This window comes from Butyrivibrio hungatei (assembly GCF_001858005.1).
GTDB lineage: Bacteria > Bacillota > Clostridia > Lachnospirales > Lachnospiraceae > Butyrivibrio > Butyrivibrio hungatei.
The window spans coordinates 1,374,740-1,391,727 of the sequence record NZ_CP017831.1; the positions used below are offsets into that span (position 1 = coordinate 1,374,740).

Annotated in this window: 14 protein-coding genes and 1 pseudogene; all 15 read left to right on the forward strand. The window is 35.4% G+C overall.

The window, feature by feature from the left end:
* Positions 1–191 precede the first annotated feature (191 nt).
* The 15 genes and pseudogenes from bhn_RS06510 (at position 192) to bhn_RS16060 (ending at position 16,961) form a co-directional block, all read left to right on the forward strand.
* On the forward strand, positions 192–1,874 hold the full coding sequence (locus bhn_RS06510; RefSeq protein ID WP_161487304.1) for a zinc-ribbon domain-containing protein: 1,683 nt from the start codon (positions 192–194) through the stop codon (positions 1,872–1,874).
* Positions 1,875–2,020: 146 nt separating this feature from the next.
* A complete protein-coding gene (locus bhn_RS06515) occupies positions 2,021–3,010 on the forward strand; it encodes an anthrax toxin lethal factor-related metalloendopeptidase (RefSeq protein ID WP_071175932.1) in 990 nt (329 codons plus the stop codon).
* Between the two features lie 517 nt (positions 3,011–3,527).
* Complete coding sequence (locus bhn_RS06520; protein ID WP_071175933.1) at positions 3,528–4,991, forward strand: type I restriction-modification system subunit M; 1,464 nt, start codon at positions 3,528–3,530, stop codon at positions 4,989–4,991.
* A 23-nt stretch (positions 4,992–5,014) separates the two neighbouring features.
* Entirely contained in the window at positions 5,015–6,199 is a 1,185-nt protein-coding gene (locus bhn_RS06525; protein WP_071175934.1) for a restriction endonuclease subunit S, read from the forward strand.
* Positions 6,200–6,201: 2 nt separating this feature from the next.
* A complete protein-coding gene (locus bhn_RS06530; protein ID WP_071175935.1) occupies positions 6,202–6,420 on the forward strand; it encodes a hypothetical protein in 219 nt (72 codons plus the stop codon).
* A gap of 78 nt (positions 6,421–6,498) precedes the next feature.
* The gene (xerA, locus tag bhn_RS06535) at positions 6,499–7,467 is read left to right on the forward strand and encodes a site-specific tyrosine recombinase/integron integrase (RefSeq protein WP_071175936.1); all 969 of its coding nucleotides are present in this window, start codon (positions 6,499–6,501) and stop codon (positions 7,465–7,467) included.
* A 14-nt stretch (positions 7,468–7,481) separates the two neighbouring features.
* The gene (locus bhn_RS06540) at positions 7,482–8,285 is read left to right on the forward strand and encodes a DUF2971 domain-containing protein (RefSeq protein ID WP_161487305.1); all 804 of its coding nucleotides are present in this window, start codon (positions 7,482–7,484) and stop codon (positions 8,283–8,285) included.
* A 39-nt stretch (positions 8,286–8,324) separates the two neighbouring features.
* Positions 8,325–9,437 carry a restriction endonuclease subunit S gene (locus bhn_RS06545; protein WP_071175938.1) on the forward strand — a complete coding sequence of 371 codons (1,113 nt, stop codon included), beginning with the start codon at positions 8,325–8,327 and terminating at the stop codon, positions 9,435–9,437.
* A gap of 33 nt (positions 9,438–9,470) precedes the next feature.
* Positions 9,471–12,824: a DEAD/DEAH box helicase family protein gene (locus bhn_RS06550; protein ID WP_071175939.1), complete on the forward strand. Its 3,354-nt coding sequence runs from the start codon at positions 9,471–9,473 to the stop codon at positions 12,822–12,824.
* Positions 12,825–12,868: 44 nt separating this feature from the next.
* Positions 12,869–13,552, forward strand: coding sequence for a DUF4357 domain-containing protein (locus tag bhn_RS06555; RefSeq protein WP_071175940.1), 684 nt, complete (start codon positions 12,869–12,871; stop codon positions 13,550–13,552).
* Positions 13,553–13,674: 122 nt separating this feature from the next.
* A complete protein-coding gene (locus tag bhn_RS06560) occupies positions 13,675–14,724 on the forward strand; it encodes a type II toxin-antitoxin system RnlA family toxin (protein ID WP_071175941.1) in 1,050 nt (349 codons plus the stop codon).
* A gap of 24 nt (positions 14,725–14,748) precedes the next feature.
* A complete protein-coding gene (locus bhn_RS06565) occupies positions 14,749–15,105 on the forward strand; it encodes a type II toxin-antitoxin system RnlB family antitoxin (protein WP_071175942.1) in 357 nt (118 codons plus the stop codon).
* 224 nt (positions 15,106–15,329) lie between these two features.
* Complete coding sequence (locus bhn_RS06570) at positions 15,330–15,662, forward strand: hypothetical protein (RefSeq protein WP_071175943.1); 333 nt, start codon at positions 15,330–15,332, stop codon at positions 15,660–15,662.
* Positions 15,663–15,676: 14 nt separating this feature from the next.
* Positions 15,677–16,044 (forward strand): annotated as a pseudogene (locus bhn_RS06575) (YccF domain-containing protein).
* 32 nt (positions 16,045–16,076) lie between these two features.
* On the forward strand, positions 16,077–16,961 hold the full coding sequence (locus tag bhn_RS16060) for a macro domain-containing protein (protein WP_083385796.1): 885 nt from the start codon (positions 16,077–16,079) through the stop codon (positions 16,959–16,961).
* Positions 16,962–16,988: the final 27 nt, after the last annotated feature.

The following is a 16,988-nucleotide window of genomic DNA, read 5'->3' on the forward strand; positions in this document are numbered from 1 at the left end:
ATTTATAGTTTAATCAAGTCTCATGAAATATGTATCTGTAAGAGTCCGCATCATGAACTATCCGGATTATAGTCTTTATTTTTGTAGTAGAATAGAATTGTAGTTTTAAAGGGGAGAGAACCGTTCTGTTTGATTTGGGTGATGTACTTATGAATAGATATAAAGAATGTGTCAGTTCCATTGAGCGCCTTATGAAAGAATGGAATTGGGAAGAAAATGAAAAAAGAGGACTCGATCCTAACAAGTTGACTCTGGGAAGCGGAAAAAAAGCCAATTGGATTTGTACTAAAGGGCATAATTGGGATGCGGATATATGTCATCGAGTTGGAAGAGGTTCTAACTGCCCCTACTGTGCAAATAAGAAGGCGTGGCCTGGATATAATGATCTGAAGTCACAACGACCTGATTTAATGTCTGAGTGGGATTTTGACACAAATACAATTGATCCATCTACTGTTGTATTACAATCTAACAAACGTGTTAATTGGATTTGCCCCAAAGGTCATCACTATACTAAGGCTATCTACCTTCGAGTAGCTGGACAGGGGTGTATAATTTGTTCACGAGGATTAGCTACATCTTTTCCAGAGCAATGTTTTTTCTATTATACAAAAAAGGTATATCCGGATGCAGTAAATAGCTACAAAGCTATATTTGATAATCAGATGGAATTAGACATTTTCATTCCATCTATCAATACAGGAATTGAATACGATGGCATCTTTTGGCATGACAAGAAAGACAAAGATGTGCTGGCAAGAGAGGAAAGAAAATACAAAATTTGCAAGGAACACAATATTCGCCTCTTTCGTATTAAAGAGGGAGATTTTAAAGGATTTACTGATACTTCTGATAGAACTTGGTATATTCCCAGAAAATGTGATAATAAGCTATTGAACATGTATATAACTGAATACCTTAAGTTTTTGATTATGGGAGGAGCTAGATTACCAGTAGTAGATATTGATAAAGACAAGGCTGAAATTTTGGAATACAAGACCCTACGGCTGGAGGATTCACTGGATTATCTTTATCCTGAAGTTGCAAAAGAATGGCATCCAACAAAAAATGGAAAGTTGACTCCGGATTTATTTACTCCGGGAAGTCCAGAAAAGGTATGGTGGCTATGCTCGAAATGTGGGAATGAGTGGAGAGCTCCGATAGCTAACAGATCTAAGGGACATGGCTGTAATGAATGCGCAAATCCGGTCAGGATGAAAACAAGAAAGCAGAATATTTTAGCAAAGCGGGAAAGCATAGATAAAGAAATATGCTTACTTGATTGGGATTATCAATTAAATGAACATGGTCCGGAGTATTATACAAATGGTAGTGGAGAGGTGGTTACCTGGCGTTGTCATGTGTGTGGATATAGGTGGGAAACAGCAATATGTAATCGGACAAGAGATTACAAAAATGGTTGTCCTTTTTGCTCTGGAAAGATTATTATCCGTGGATTCAATGACTTACTTACTGTACGACCGGAGCTAGAGTTAGATTGGGACTATAAGAGTAATAAAGATATCGATCCTACCAAAATTGGAGTAGGCTGCCATGATAGTGTATCCTGGGTATGCCATAAATGTACATATAGATGGGATGCACAAGTTTATAATAGGGCGAATGGAAAAGGTTGTCCTTGCTGTTCTAATAGAGTTGTTGTTGCGGGTATAAATGATCTTGCGACTACTGACCCGGATATTGCAGCGGATTGGCATCCCACAAAGAATAGCCTAAAGCCAACAGAAGTAACACGTGGTCAGTCGACAATAATTAATTGGCGCTGTGCTATATGTGGAAATGAATGGCGGGATACACTGAATCATAGAAGTGGTGGTAGAGGTTGCAGAGTTTGTAAAAAGCTAAAGCAATAGTTTTGAGTAGAGAGCAGAAATATGGAGAAGAAGCTATTGTCAGAATTCTAAGAAATAACTATAAAATGTGATTAATTGAATCTTAATGATAATTTAATGGTTATTCCTATCACTTTACTTCATAATAAGGTCACGAGGTGAAGCCTATGAAGAAGATGAAAACAATCTTAATATTTTTATGTTCATTATTGCTTGTTAGTATCAGTAGTGTAACCGCTTATGCGTCATGCCCTATCTCAGAATCGAACGATGCCGATGCTTCAGCAGAAGCAGAGAAGTATTACAATATGATTCCAAGTTCACTTCGAGCTCAGTTTGAATCGGAAGGATGGGAAATTCTGATAAAAGATGTAGCTTCTGTCAATCTTGCAAGCGCTGCACTTGGTGGAACTGTCGGTGGCGGATATGTGGCAGGTTTTACACATTCATTATCGAGAATGATTATTCTTTCTAATACTGATGCGGGCGGAGCTATGAATCACGAATTTGGACATTACTTTGATTATTCTAAAGGAATGGCATCGGATAGTGCGCTATTTCAGGATATTTATGCGAATGAGAAGAGTTGCTTTGACGGTGGTAGCAATGACTATGCAATGTCAGATGCTGGCGAGTATTTTGCAGAAGCATTTAGAGAGTATGTAGAGTGTGCTGGTTATCTTAAAAGTACATGCCCAAGAACATATAGCTTTATTGATGGGTACATGATAGCCTATGGGGGCACAAGTACTAATGATGTTTACGATCTGACAAGATGCGAAAGCCATATTGTTGGAAAAGTGGCTAAGGCAGCAGCTGATGCTACAGCTCAAGCAGCAATTAGTGCCGCGCAGGCTATAATCGATTCAGGAGCGGATCTTGTTGGAGCAAATGCGCCAAAGCTGGATGGGTTCCTTGATGAATATAATGAACTGATTGATGGTATAAATAATGATCCAGAAGGCTATGCTCAGAAGAAGACGGATGAGTGGAAAGATTATTTAGAAAATATAGACTGGGATAAAAAGAAAGAAGATGTTAGAAAAGATGTCCACGAAAAAACGGATAAATTCAATAAAAAATTAGAGGATACTGAGTACTGGGAAAATAAAGGAAAAGAGCTAGGAAATACAATTAACAGTTGGTTTGGCGGTTGATGTGATTGCTTAAAAAATTTCATAGAATCTTATAAGGCACTTGCCATTGTGAGGCAGGTGTCTTTTTTTGTATGTTTCAAAAAATCTTGGATTTTCATATCTGGAATCCAGTTAGGAAGTTAGAAGTAATTCCTCAAAAAAGGGAAAAGTGTCTTACTCGAATCTAAATATTAGAAAAGAAAAATGCTTTTAAATTTTCGGTTTTGAGTAATGTAGGTAAGATGGTACAAACTGTAGTCAGATTATTTAACAGCGCCATTATCAAAATTACTGAGGTAAAGTGGATAATTGATTATTTGTATTTGTATATGTAAGGGTAACAGCTGACTTTTTAGTGGGGGATTTATAGGACATATGCTGCGTTACCCTAAAAACATAGGATTCTTGCGGACAAAAATATTACAAAATGTTATAATTAAATTTGGTGACTACCTTAGTTTTTGTTGATAATTTGTAATTAATTAAACAGATTATTGTAGGCACTAACTGTAATAAATTAGAAAGAGGATAATAAGTAATGATTACAGGTGAATTAAAGAATAAGATTGATAAGATATGGGAAACTTTCTGGACAGGTGGAATTACAAATCCATTAGATGTTATCGAACAGTTTACATATCTTTTATTTATTAAGCAGCTTGATGATGTAGAAACTAATAAAGAAAATGAAGCAAACTTCCTAGGAGTGCCTTATGAACCAATGTTTCCTGGAGACTGCCAGAAATATAGATGGAGCAAGTTCAAAAACCTTGGTTCAGCTGACGAAATGTATAGCCTTATGACTAATGGAGTGTTTCCATTTATTAAAAACCTTCATCAAGATGGTGATTCAGCATATTCTAAATACATGGGAGATGCTATCTTCAAGATTCCAACAGCTGCGATGCTTACTAAGATTGTAGATGGAATCGACCAGCTTGAGCTTGGCGACGAGGATACTAAGGGAGATCTTTATGAGTACCTTCTTTCTAAGGTTGCAACAGCTGGTACAAATGGTCAGTTTAGAACTCCTAGACACATTATTGAAATGATGGTTAAGCTTACAAAACCACAGCCAGATGACGTGATAATCGATCCAGCAATGGGATCAGCTGGTTTTCTTATTGCAGCGCAGAAATATCTTCGTGAGAATCATGCAGATATGTTCCTTGACGCCAAGAAGCGAGATCATTTCAATAACGATATGTTCTATGGTAACGACATGGATAGAACAATGCTTCGCATCGGTGCTATGAACATGCTTCTTCACGGTGTTGAGAATCCTAACATATCCTATCGTGATAGCTTGTCTGAACAGAATACTGATACAGAAAAATATACATTGGTACTTGCAAATCCACCTTTCAAGGGAAGTCTTGATTATGAAGCTGTATCTGCAGATCTTTTGAAAGTAACAAAGACTAAGAAAACAGAGCTTTTATTCCTTGCTTTATTCCTTAGAATACTTAAGAAGGGTGGACGTGCTGCAGTTATTGTACCTGATGGAGTTCTCTTTGGTTCAAGTAATGCTCACAAGCAGATTAGAAAAGAACTCATAGAAAACAACAAGCTTGATGCAGTTATATCAATGCCTAGTGGAGTGTTCAAACCATACGCTGGAGTATCTACAGCTATTCTAGTATTCACTAAGACTGGAAGTGGCGGAACAGATAAAGTTTGGTTCTATGATATGAAAGCTGATGGCTACAGCCTTGATGATAAGAGGCAGGAAATTTCTGATAATGATATTCCTGATATTATCAGCAGATTCAATAATCTTGATGCAGAAGCAGATAGAAAGAAAACTGACCAGAGCTTCTTTGTTCCAGTAGAGGATATAGTTGCTAATGATTATGATCTTTCAATCAACAAATATAAAGAAGTTGTCTATGAAAAGGTTGAGTATGAACCAACAGAAGTAATAATGAGTAAAATCGAAGCAATCGAGTCAGAAATTCAGACTGAGTTTGCAGAGTTAAAGAAATTATTAGAAGAAAAATAAATTGAGATTTGTAGGGATGATAGATGGAAAAAATAAAGTTAGGCGACTTATGTAAGCCGAGTGCTGGACAGATAAAAGAAGATGAAGATACGCTTATTGATTACATAGATATTTCTTCTGTGGATAATGAAACCAAGAAGGTTACAGGTTATCAGACAATCACATTTGGCGAAGCTCCAAGCAGAGCACGTAAGGCTGTAAAGCGGGGGAATATTTTGGTTTCGACAGTGAGACCGAATCTTAACGCGGTAGCTCTACTTGAAGAGGATACTCCTAATGTGTCTGTTGCTTCTACAGGCTTTTGCGTTTTAGAGAGTAAAGATGATGTGGATCCTAGATTTATATTAAATTTTTGCAAATCTAAGCCCTTTATAGATGATATGGTGTCTCAAGCCACAGGAGCAAGTTATCCTGCAGTTAGTGACAAGATTGTTAGATCCGCTCTTGTTCCAAAGTATTCATATCAAGAGCAGCAGCATATTAGCACTGTTCTTGAAAAATTGGCAGGAATAATAGATGACAGACGAATAGAATTGCAGCAATTAGACGACCTTATCAAAGCCCGATTTGTCGAGATGTTTGGAGATCCTGTTGAGAACCCAAAAGGTTATAGAGTAGATACTTTACAGGATCTGATTGATGCTGGAGATATTACGTATCATTTAGATGGAAACCATGGTGGGGATTATCCAAGAAGTGAGGAATTTGTTTCGGAAGGAGTTCCATATATAGGAGCAAATTGTATTTCAAATGGCGAAATAGATTTTTCATTAGCAAAGTATCTTACGGTAGAACGTGCAGGAAAGCTTAGAAAGGGAATTGCGCAAAATGAGGATGTCCTATTTGCGCATAATGCTACTGTTGGTCCCACTGTTGTGCTGCATACAACGGAACCCAAGGTGATATTGAGCACATCTCTAACAGCATATAGATGTAATAAAGAGAGTATAATGCCAGAATATCTTGCGACATATATGAAGAGTGATGGATTCGTGATGCAGTATTCTAGTGAAATGAAGCAGACTACAAGGAATCAGGTTCCCATCACAGCTCAGAAGAAGTATTTATTCTTGATTCCTCCTATGGAGGAGCAGAAAGCATTTTCTGAGTTTGTAAAACAAGTCGACAAATCAAAAGTTGTAGTGCAGAAGTCATTAGATGAGACACAGAAATTGTTTGATAGTTTAATGCAGGAGTATTTTGGATAAATATGAATAAAGTATTATCAGTACTTGGAATTATAATGGTAGCCATTGGTACAATTTGGAGTGTGTGGTCTGTATTAGTTACTGATATAGCCGAAATAGGAACAGCTTACAATGAGGATCATAAATCGGAAGCGTTTGAGTTGCAGAAGCGCCAAGTGATAAAAGGAATGCTTTTTATAGTGGTGGGAAGCATTTTTCAGATTATTGGGATACTATTGTAAATTTAGAATTTAAGAATACTATGGTAAAAATACAATGTGGTTGCAGGAGTGTTGGTATCTTTGAAAGGAGATGCCAACATGGAAGAAAAGTTAGCAACTGTTTTAAATGAGATGTCGGAATATTTATCATTGACGCAGATGAGAAAGTTACAAGAAGTAATGCTTCGTATTTTTTCATCAAATTCTACTTGCAGGAAAGAAATATCCAATGATAACTATCTCCAGATGTTTTTGGATGCAAAAACAATAGAGGGATGTTCTGATAGAACAATAAAATTCTATAAAACAACGATAGAAAAAATGTTGGCTATAGTTAGTGCACCTGTAAGAAAAATTACAACTGAAGATATGCGATGTTATCTCTCAGATTATCAAAAGATAAATAATTGCAGTAAGGTTACAGTAGATAATGTAAGAAGGAATATATCTAGCTTCTTTTCATGGCTTGAGGAAGAAAACTATATTCTGAAAAGTCCTATGAAAAGGATACATAAAATAAAAACTAATCAGCAAGTAAAAGAAATAATAACAGACGAGGATATTGAAAAACTTCGTGATAAGTGTAGATGTAATCGAGATCTTGCAATGATTGACTTGTTGTATTCTACTGGCATTCGTGTGGGAGAATTGGTTAATCTCGATAAAAAAGATATAGACTTTGAGGCAAGAGAGTGCGTTGTTTTTGGAAAAGGGGGAAAAGAACGCAGAGTTTACTTTGATGCGAAGGCAAAATTGCATTTACAAAAATACATTAGGAGTAGAAATGACGATAATGATGCTTTATTTGTCTCACTAGATGCTCCTCATAATAGGTTAAAGATTAGTGGAGTTGAGATTAGAATACGAACTTTGGGGAGAAGTATTAACCTTAATAGGATTCATCCGCATAAGTTTAGAAGAACAATGGCTACGAGAGCAATTGATAAAGGGATGCCGATAGAACAGGTACAAAAAATATTAGGACATTCTCAGATTGATACTACGATGCAATATGCGATGGTGAATCAGAATAATGTAAAGATTTCACATAGCAAATATATTAGCTAATGGTTGGGAGTAGGATGGAGAATACTAAAAAAAGATACAAAGAGCTATTTCGAGAATATATTTCCTCACATGATGTCGATGACATTTCAATGATGAATTATTTTCATAAACTCTTTGAAGAATGTGATGTTAAAAAAAATAAAAAATTTTATAGATATAGACCGTTTAATGAGTATACATTAACAGAGATAATCAATAAGAAAATATATATGTCAAAACTATCCGATTTTGATGATGTATATGAGGGACGTTACTTGATTGATGATAATGATATACAGCGAGGTGTTAATCGTGGATTAATCGACGTATGTAACGATTATTCGCAAAAACATATTAGAGTTACATGCTTTTCAACTGACAAAAAGAATATTCCTATGTGGTATTACTATGCTAATAAGCATACTGGAATTTGTGCTGAATATAAATTTGAAGATTTTAGTTTTCCTAAAAACGTAGTATTTTTGCCTGTGATATATCCTCTTCGACGAGAGGTAAGTGAATATAAATATATTCCAAATGTTAGACAGAGAGGATTTGGTGCTATAGTTAATTCATTGATAAAACAAAGGGCATGGAGCTTTGAAAATGAATGGAGAGCTATTAAATTAGATGAATCTTCAGATCCTATATATCTATCTTTAAAGATGAGTAAAATACACATAGGTGCAAATGCTTCAAAAGAATCAATAGATGTTATTAAAAATCTTATTGATAAAAATGGGTTAGATATTCAAATTGGAGAAATGACAATGACAGAGACAGGTATTGAATCCTTTAGTTTAGGAAGCATACCGCAAGAGTATAAAATTAAAATTTGATTTGTATTATTTCTGCAAATTGAGATTTGTAGGGATGATATGAAAACAACATTAGGAGATATTTTTGAGATAGGGTCTGGTGGAACCCCATCTAAGGCGCATCCAGAATACTATGGTGGAGAAATACCGTGGGTTAAGACAGGTGATTTAAAAGAAGAGTACTTATTTTCTGTTGAAGATTGTATTACGGAAGAGGGATTAAAGAATTCATCTGCAAAGATGTATGAGCCAGGGACAGTACTTATCGCTATGTATGGGGCTACTATAGGAGCCACTTCCATACTTAAACTTGATGCTTGTACAAACCAAGCGTGTGCAGCTTTTAAGCCAAGTAAAGATGTAAAACCAGAATATTTATACTACTTCCTTAGAAGTAAGAAGCAAAAATTTATTAGTGATGGTGTAGGTGGAGCACAGCCTAATATTTCAGCAGGTTACCTTAAGAAAGTACAGATAGATGTTCGTAACCTTGAAGAACAAGATCGTATTATCACTATTTTGGACGGTGTAAATAGTGTTATTCAAGAACGACAAAGAGAATTGGATTTACTGGATGAACTTATCAAAGCCCGATTTGTCGAGATGTTTGGTTTACCTTTTGGTAATGAGAAGTGGAATGTTAGTGAGTTGAAAGATTTATCGGAGTCAATGATTGATGGAAGTAATGTTGATCCTGACTATTATGAATCTGAAGGCGATGTATTGTTCTTGAGGATCCAAAATGTATGGCGGAATGAGTTTAGGTTGGATGATTCTGTTTATATTTCTCATGAGATAAATCATGAGCATTATTATGATACTTCACTTCATACGGGAGATTTGCTAATTACTAAAATTGGTAGGTACTATACAAAAGATAGCAGTTTGGGACGTGTTTCTGTTTATCGCGGAGAAAATGATTGCGCAAACTATAGTAATAATATTATGCGTGTACGTTTAATTGATTCGATGAATAGTGAGTTTGTAAATGCTTTGCTAAATCTTGATGATTACCAGAGTTTTATTAAACGGACAAGTAAAGGCGGTACTGATAAGAGGGCTTTGAGTAAGTCTTTGATAGGAGGGTATCCAATTATTATGCCGCCAAAAGAATTACAAGATGAATTTGTTTCATTTGTAAAACAAGTCGACAAATCAAAAGTTGTAGCTTAGAGAAAATAATACTAGTTTGAAAAGGAGTCATTTATGGAAACAAATTTTGATTACCTTTTAAAGAAAAAAGAATATGCAGATTTTGCCTTTCAGGCAGTAGAAGCAGAGAAAAGCATTGCTATTTCACCTGCAACTTGTGCGATTCTTTCTAGGAGAGCGTTAGAGCTTGCGGTTAGGTTCGTATATTCTTTTGATTCGGAATTAAAACTTCCATATCAGGATAATGTTTCAACTCTTATTCATGAGGATTCATTTAGAAGTATCATTGAACCTCGTATGTTTCCTATGCTCAAATATACAATTCATCTTGGAAATGTAGCAGTACATACAAATAGTGCAATTAAGCGAGATGAAGCTATCACATCTTTACGAGATCTATTTGAGTTTTGCGATTGGATAGATTACTCATATTCTTCCGAGTATGTAGAAAAGTCTTTTGACGAAACTATTCTTGCTACGGGAGAAGAGAAGCGCGTAAAGGCTGACGAACTTAAGATTCTTTATGAAGAGCTTAGTAGCAAAGACAAGAGACTTGCGGATGTTCTGAAAGAGAACGAAGAGCTTCGTAAGCAGATGTCTAACGCCAGAAAGACTAGAACAAAGACTAGAACCTTCAATTTAGATAAAATAAGTGAAGCTCAAACTAGAAAGCATTATATCGATGTAGCACTAGGTGAATCAGGATGGTTCATAGATAAGAACTGTACTATTGAGGAACCAGTTACTGGAATGCCAAATCCTTCTGGAACAGGTTTCGTTGATTATGTTCTCTGGGGCAAAGATAATCTTCCTTTAGCTGTTGTTGAAGCTAAGAAAGCATCTGTTGATCCGATTGTTGGAAGCCAGCAAGCTAAGCTATATGCAGATTGTCTTGAAAACAAGTACAATCAGAGACCGCTTATTTTCACAACTAATGGATTTGAATTCTATTACACTAATGATGTAATGAATTACCCTAAACGTGAAGTATCAGGTTTCTTTACACAAGAGGAATTGCAGCTTGAAGTGGATAGAAGAAAACAGCGAATATCTTTAGAAAAGATTGATATCAGTGATGATATTACAAATCGTCCATATCAGAAAGAGGCTGTAACTGCTGTTTGTGATGCAATAATGAAAAAGCATAGAAAAATGCTTATTGTACAGGCAACAGGTTCTGGAAAAACTCGAGTAAGTATCAGTATTGTGGATGTTCTCCGCAGGCACAATTATGTAAAAAACATACTATTCTTAGCAGATAGAACTGCATTAGTTAAACAGGCAAAGAATAATTACACAAATCTTTTGCCTGATTTGTCATGCTGTAATTTATTAGACAATAAAGATGATCCTGCTCAGTGTCGTATGATCTTTTCAACTTATCCAACAATGATGAATGCGATAGATGAAAAGAAAAATGAATATGGCGAGAGACTATTTGGACCAGGTCACTTTGACCTTATTATTTGTGATGAAGTACATAGATCAATTTACAAGAAATATCAAGAAATCTTTGAGTATTTCGATGCGATGCTTTTAGGAATGACAGCAACGCCTAAGGATGATATTGATAAAAATACCTATGGCATTTTTGACCTTGAAAGAGGCGTTCCTACCTTTGCTTATGAACTTGATAAGGCTGTTAAGGAAGGCTTTCTCGTAAACTATTCGACGCTCGAGTATAAGACTAAGATAATGGAAGATGGCATACACTATAATGAGCTTTCTGATGAAGAAAAAGAACAATATGAAGAAAAGTTTATGGATGATGATGGCAATATGCCAGAGGAAATATCGAGTGCTGCCGTTAATGCATGGCTGTTTAATGACGACACCATTGATACTGTTTTAAAAGAGCTTATTGAAAAAGGCCTCAAGATTGAAGGCGGAGATAAGCTTGGTAAAACCATTATTTTTGCAAAGAACTCTACTCATGCTCAATGTATAGTAAAACGTTTTAATACGCTCTTTCCTGAGTATGGTGGGGATTTTATTAAACAGATTGATTACAGTATTAAGTATTCAGATACTCTTATTGATGATTTTAGTACCAAAGATAAGATGCCGCAGATAGCTGTTTCTGTTGATATGCTTGATACCGGAATAGATATTCCGGAGATTCTTAATCTTGTGTTTTTCAAGAAGGTAAGAAGCTATGCAAAGTTCTGGCAGATGATTGGTCGTGGAACTAGACTTTGTAAGAATCTTTTAGGTGCTGGGAAAGATAAAGAAGGATTCTTGATTTTTGATTTCTGCAACAACTTTGAATTCTTTAGAGTAAATAAAAATGGTACAGAAGCTAAGATTCAAAGTAGCCTTTCTGAAAAAATCTATACAACAAAAGCGATGATCTGCAGGGAATTACAAGCAAGTCAATTTGAATCTGATGAAGAGTATGCAGGATATAGAGCGGAACTTGTAGATGAGATGATGGGAGCTGTTATTGAGCTGAACGATGATAGCTTCTTAGTAAAGAGGCATTATAGATATGTTGAAGCATATAGAAATCGAATGACTTGGAATATGCTTGAGACAGCGGAAATATCGGATATTAAAGAGCATATCGCACCTATAGTTAAGCCAAAGAAAGATGATGAACTTGCTAGAAGATTTGACTATTTGATGTACAGTATCGAGCTTGGATATTTACAGAGCAAGAATGTTCAGGCGCCGATAAATGTAGTTATAAGTGCAGCAAATGCACTTACTAGTAAATATGGTATTCCTCAAGTAAAGGCTCAGAAAGATACTATAGAAAAAGTACTAACTGATGATTTCTGGGAGAATACTAATATCTTAGAGCTAAATCAAGTAAGGGAAGCTTTACGTGATCTTATACAGTATCTTGATAAGTTAGTTCAGCCGATTGTTAATACGGATTTTGAGGATACTATTGTTGATTTGACTGAAGGTGACCCAATTTATGTCAGCAATGACCTTCAGAATTACAAGAAAAAAGTTGAGTTCTACCTGAAAGAGCATGAAGACAATATCTCAGTATATAAGTTGAGAAACAATAAAAAGCTCAATGCTTCTGACATGAAGGAATTAGAGAGAATCTTGTGGAGTGAGCTTGGCTCTAAAGAAGACTATATCAAGGAATATGGTGATACTCCAATAGGATTGCTGGTTCGCAAAATTGTCGGCGTAGATAGACAGGCGCTTAATGAAGCGTTTAGTAAATTCTTATCAGATGAGCATCTTAATGTTAATCAGATAAGATTCGTGAATCTTATAATTGACTACATTGTTGCTAACGGAAACATTGAAGATAACGCAGTCCTTATGGAAGAGCCATTCAAATCTCTTGGAAGCATTACTGTATTATTCAAGGATGATTTAGGAAAAGCAAAAGAGATAATGGGCGTTATCGCAGACATTAAGACTAACTCAGAGATGATGGCATAAAAAATTTATTATTTTTGATTTTGAATTTAAAGCAGGAGGAGTAAATGGCTAGGGGTGTTATATATGTAATGACAAGTGTAGTAAATGGGCTCATTAAAATTGGGAAAACCCAGACTACACAATATGAGAACAGAATGTATAATCTTGAAAACAATGGTTACAAAAATATTACGGGACTAAAGCGCAGATTTGCTATTGAAGTAGAAGAATACGATGAAAAAGAAGTATTATTGCATAATTTATTTGAAAAATCTCGTGTATCTGGTACTGAGTTATTTGCGCTTGATGTAGACCTAGTTATTCAGTTGCTATTAGCTTTTGATGGAAAGCAAATTTATCCTAAAGTAGAAGAACTGACTAAAGAAGAATTGTTTGTGGAAGCTACAGGAATTTTGGAAAATAAGGAAATACCTGATGGAGTATATTATTATTCGAAAAAAATAAAGAGATATGGAAATAAAACTGTTCATGCATCTATGAAGGTAAAAAATGGAACTATTACAGTATTGAAAAATAGTGAAGTGTGCCCAATTGAAGGTACTGGTTGTAGACCAGGAATAATTAAACGCAGAAAATTAGCAAATATCAAAAATGACATATTAAGACGAGACGAAGTGTTTAGTACTGTAAGCAATGCTGCTTGTTTTATATCAGGTGGACCTAGTAATGGTTGGGTTGACTGGAAAACTGAATCTGGGAAAACAATTGATTCATTCAGGAAAAAATAATTTGCTAGAAAGTTGATTTTTTAATGAAATTTTATTGGAATATAATTGACAAGCATTTTTGTTTGGGATATTATTTTCAACTACAATATTTTAACTAACTAGGGGAGGCTTAGGGGATTAGTATGTCAAAAAGTAAGGGGTTATATGTAGACAGATCTACTTTAATAGAGCAGATTAAAGAGATTTGCGATGAAATGTGGAGTGAATGTAAGATTAGCGATATGTATCCTGTGGGGAACATGAACAGGATAGATATATGTGCGGATGGAAAGAAGGCTATTTTAAATTTTTTCTTCAAAGAAGATGGAACAACGATTCAAGCAGCAGGCGCGAATAAAGATATAGCGCAGTTAATAAAAGCAAAATTGGAGGAAAGGACTGAATATAAGGGGAATATCGAAAATACTACATGCTCATTCAAAAAATTGCCATATGAATGGGGGGATAAATTAATAAAGTATCTTACTAGCTGCCCTGGAATTAAGATAAGTGCTACGGAGATAGATAAGGCGCCTAAACATATTGAATATGATCTTTCTAGTAACTATGGAGATAAATTAGTAATAAACAGGTATAGCAATGGGACTCTTGTTTTACAAGGAAAGCCGGCTTATATTTTTGGCGAAGCAATTTCATTGCTCTCATATTGTAAATCAGTATCTGTAGAAGATGTGGTTTCAAGTGTTTCAAACATAAACAAAGTTGAGGTTAAGACAGGCGATGTTCATAATGAGCTTAAAGCCGTGTTAAAAAATTCGTATGATTATTTGGAACCGGCAATTATAAAAATGCTCTCTCCTGCAGTTGCAATGCGGAATGTATCAATAGACCTTGATGATTATTCATGTTTTGTATTTCCTGCTTTGCGTGCTTTGGAAGGATATATTAAGTGGCTGTTTCAAAAAAAAGGCGTTTATGTAGGGAATACTTTTAATGGCATTTTTTCAGGTTATAGTTTATGTCCGGCAGTTGCAACACAGATTAGTGATAGTGTTTTTCAAGCTGAGATTGAAAATCTATTCAAATATTACAAAGACAATAGACATATCCATTTCCATGCTTCACAAGTATTGGTTAGTACTAAACTAATAGAAAACAGAAATGAGGCCGATATCATTATAAATGAGGTTATAGAACGGATTGACTCTTCGTACATAAAAATGGGAATTTAATAATTTCCAGAAAGGAGGTTTGTTATGAATGAGTTATATGAATTAGTAAAACTTAATAATGAACCCTACGATTTCTTAGTCATTGCCAAAACTTCTATAAATCCGCTTGATCAACTTGAGAATATAGAGAGAGATTTTGAAAATGAAAATGCTAAAGTTATTTTTGATCTTACACTGATTAATGGATTAAACACTAATAGGTATATATCCGGCGAGTGTATTAATGGCAAATTTGTATTAAGTAGTTTTATTGCCGTAAGTATAGTTGGAAACCAATTAAAAAATATTTGTGATAGATTTTTTATAAATAATAAAGATTTGGTAGATGGTAGTGTTTTATCAAGACATTTAAAATTTTTAATCAAAGAGAAAATGGTATAAAATGATTCTTAAACCAAATGTTTTTTTATTTTTATGAATGTTATTTAAGTGAAACTGGTATGGGTATCCATACCAGTTTTTTATATTAATACAATGCACTTCCGAAGGAGAAAAGAGATATCGTTCAAAGATAGCTCTTTTCCTATGTCACAGGGATTAGTATTAATGATATTATTTACTGTAAGGGCGGTAGCTCAATTTAATAAACATAACAAGGGGAAAGTATGGTTGGGAATTATCCAGTTGTAACATTATGCGGAAGCACCCGCTTCAAAGATGAATTCATGGAAGCTCAGAAGAGGCTTACATTGGAAGGTAATATAGTGATCAGCGTTGGTCTCTTTGGACATTCAGGAGACAGGGAAGTCTGGGAGAATATGGATGAAGGAACTCTCACCAAGACCAAGGAAATGCTTGATGATATGCACAAGCGCAAGATAGATATGGCTGATTCTATTTATGTTATCAATGTTGGTGGTTATATCGGTGACAGTACTAGGTCAGAGATTGAGTATGCCAAGAGCCATGGTAAGGAAGTGCGTTACCTGGAGAGTTAAAGGGGGATTAAATCATGAACTTTATTGGAAATCTAATTTGGATATTATGTGGTGGCTTATTAAGTGCCATTGGCTGGTGGATTGCCGGAGTATTTTGGTGTATCACAGTAGTGGGCATTCCTGTGGGGCTGCAATGCTTTAAGATGTCATCTTTATCACTTGATCCATTTGGAAAAGAGGTAGTAGATGAAGGCGGAGCAGTGTCTTTTTTACTGAATATCATATGGCTATTTGTTTCCGGACTAGAACTTGCTTTAGCTAATGTATTTATTGGATGTATTCTTTGCATACTATTATTGGAATACCTTTTGGGAAGCAGTTTTTCAAGATTGCGAGATTAGCTCTTTTCCCATTTGGGGCTAGAATTGTAAAAGTAAATTAACAAAGCTTGGAATATATAGCAGATGGGGAATTATGAGTGATAGAGCTAAAGAACTAGAGCGGGCAATATTTAACTGGTATCTTGAGGGAGACAATGCGGCGCCCGAACCGATTTTTAATGTAATAGCGGATGGCTATGAGTATGATCTGCAGATGATAGTCCCAATAGAAACTTCAGATGAAATGATAAAAATGATGGGTGATGACGGGAAATATTTTATACCTCTTTTTACAAGTAAGGATGAAGTAGATAAAGGGGAGCCGACTTCAACTATAAATCAGCCAATTAAGGTATTATTTGACGCTTTGGAAAATTGGATAGATTGTTTGGGCTTTATGATTAATCCATGGGGACAAAAGCTGGTTTTAGAAAAAAGCACTGTTCAAATGCTGAAGAGCTATGAAAGAAGAGCTCATATTTCCATTATTAGAGGAAGTGTGCTAGAACCTCATGTTTCGGCAATAGTAAATGCTGCAAATAACAGTTTGCTTGGTGGAGGTGGCGTTGATGGTGCCATCCATAGAGCCGCTGGTCCTGAGTTACTGGCTGAATGTAGAACACTTAACGGTTGTGAAACAGGAGCTGCCAAGTCTACAAAAGCGTACAATATTACAACTGCAGACGACATTATTCATACAGTTGGCCCAGTTTATAGCGGCAAGCCTACTGATAGAGTACAGCTCAGTTCGTGCTATACAAGCTCTCTGGATGAATCATTTGAAAATGGAAATGATAGCGTTGCATTCCCATGTATTTCAACGGGAGTTTATGGATATCCGCTTGACGAGGCTGCACATGTTGCACTGACATCAATAGCAAATTGGTTAGATGATCATTATGGTATTCTTAAGAACGTGTATATATGCTGTTTTAGGGACGAGGAGTATGAAGCATACATGCGCCTGATAAAAGGATAAATAATTTTTAAGAATGGCATGAATTAC

Bases quoted from the DNA above. Each gene is read 5' to 3' on its own strand.
- bhn_RS06545 (WP_071175938.1), top strand. From the start codon at position 8,325: ATGAAAACAACATTAGGAGATATTTTTGAGATAGGGTCTGGTGGAACC.
- bhn_RS06540 (WP_161487305.1), top strand. From the start codon at position 7,482: ATGGAGAATACTAAAAAAAGATACAAAGAGCTATTTCGAGAATATATT.
- bhn_RS06560 (WP_071175941.1), top strand. From the start codon at position 13,675: ATGTCAAAAAGTAAGGGGTTATATGTAGACAGATCTACTTTAATAGAG.
- bhn_RS06550 (WP_071175939.1), top strand. From the start codon at position 9,471: ATGGAAACAAATTTTGATTACCTTTTAAAGAAAAAAGAATATGCAGAT.
- bhn_RS16060 (WP_083385796.1), top strand. From the start codon at position 16,077: ATGAGTGATAGAGCTAAAGAACTAGAGCGGGCAATATTTAACTGGTAT.
- xerA (WP_071175936.1), top strand. From the start codon at position 6,499: ATGGAAGAAAAGTTAGCAACTGTTTTAAATGAGATGTCGGAATATTTA.
- bhn_RS06565 (WP_071175942.1), top strand. From the start codon at position 14,749: ATGAATGAGTTATATGAATTAGTAAAACTTAATAATGAACCCTACGAT.
- bhn_RS06510 (WP_161487304.1), top strand. From the start codon at position 192: ATGAAAGAATGGAATTGGGAAGAAAATGAAAAAAGAGGACTCGATCCT.
- bhn_RS06520 (WP_071175933.1), top strand. From the start codon at position 3,528: ATGATTACAGGTGAATTAAAGAATAAGATTGATAAGATATGGGAAACT.
- bhn_RS06515 (WP_071175932.1), top strand. From the start codon at position 2,021: ATGAAGAAGATGAAAACAATCTTAATATTTTTATGTTCATTATTGCTT.
- bhn_RS06555 (WP_071175940.1), top strand. From the start codon at position 12,869: ATGGCTAGGGGTGTTATATATGTAATGACAAGTGTAGTAAATGGGCTC.
- bhn_RS06530 (WP_071175935.1), top strand. From the start codon at position 6,202: ATGAATAAAGTATTATCAGTACTTGGAATTATAATGGTAGCCATTGGT.
- bhn_RS06525 (WP_071175934.1), top strand. From the start codon at position 5,015: ATGGAAAAAATAAAGTTAGGCGACTTATGTAAGCCGAGTGCTGGACAG.
- bhn_RS06570 (WP_071175943.1), top strand. From the start codon at position 15,330: ATGGTTGGGAATTATCCAGTTGTAACATTATGCGGAAGCACCCGCTTC.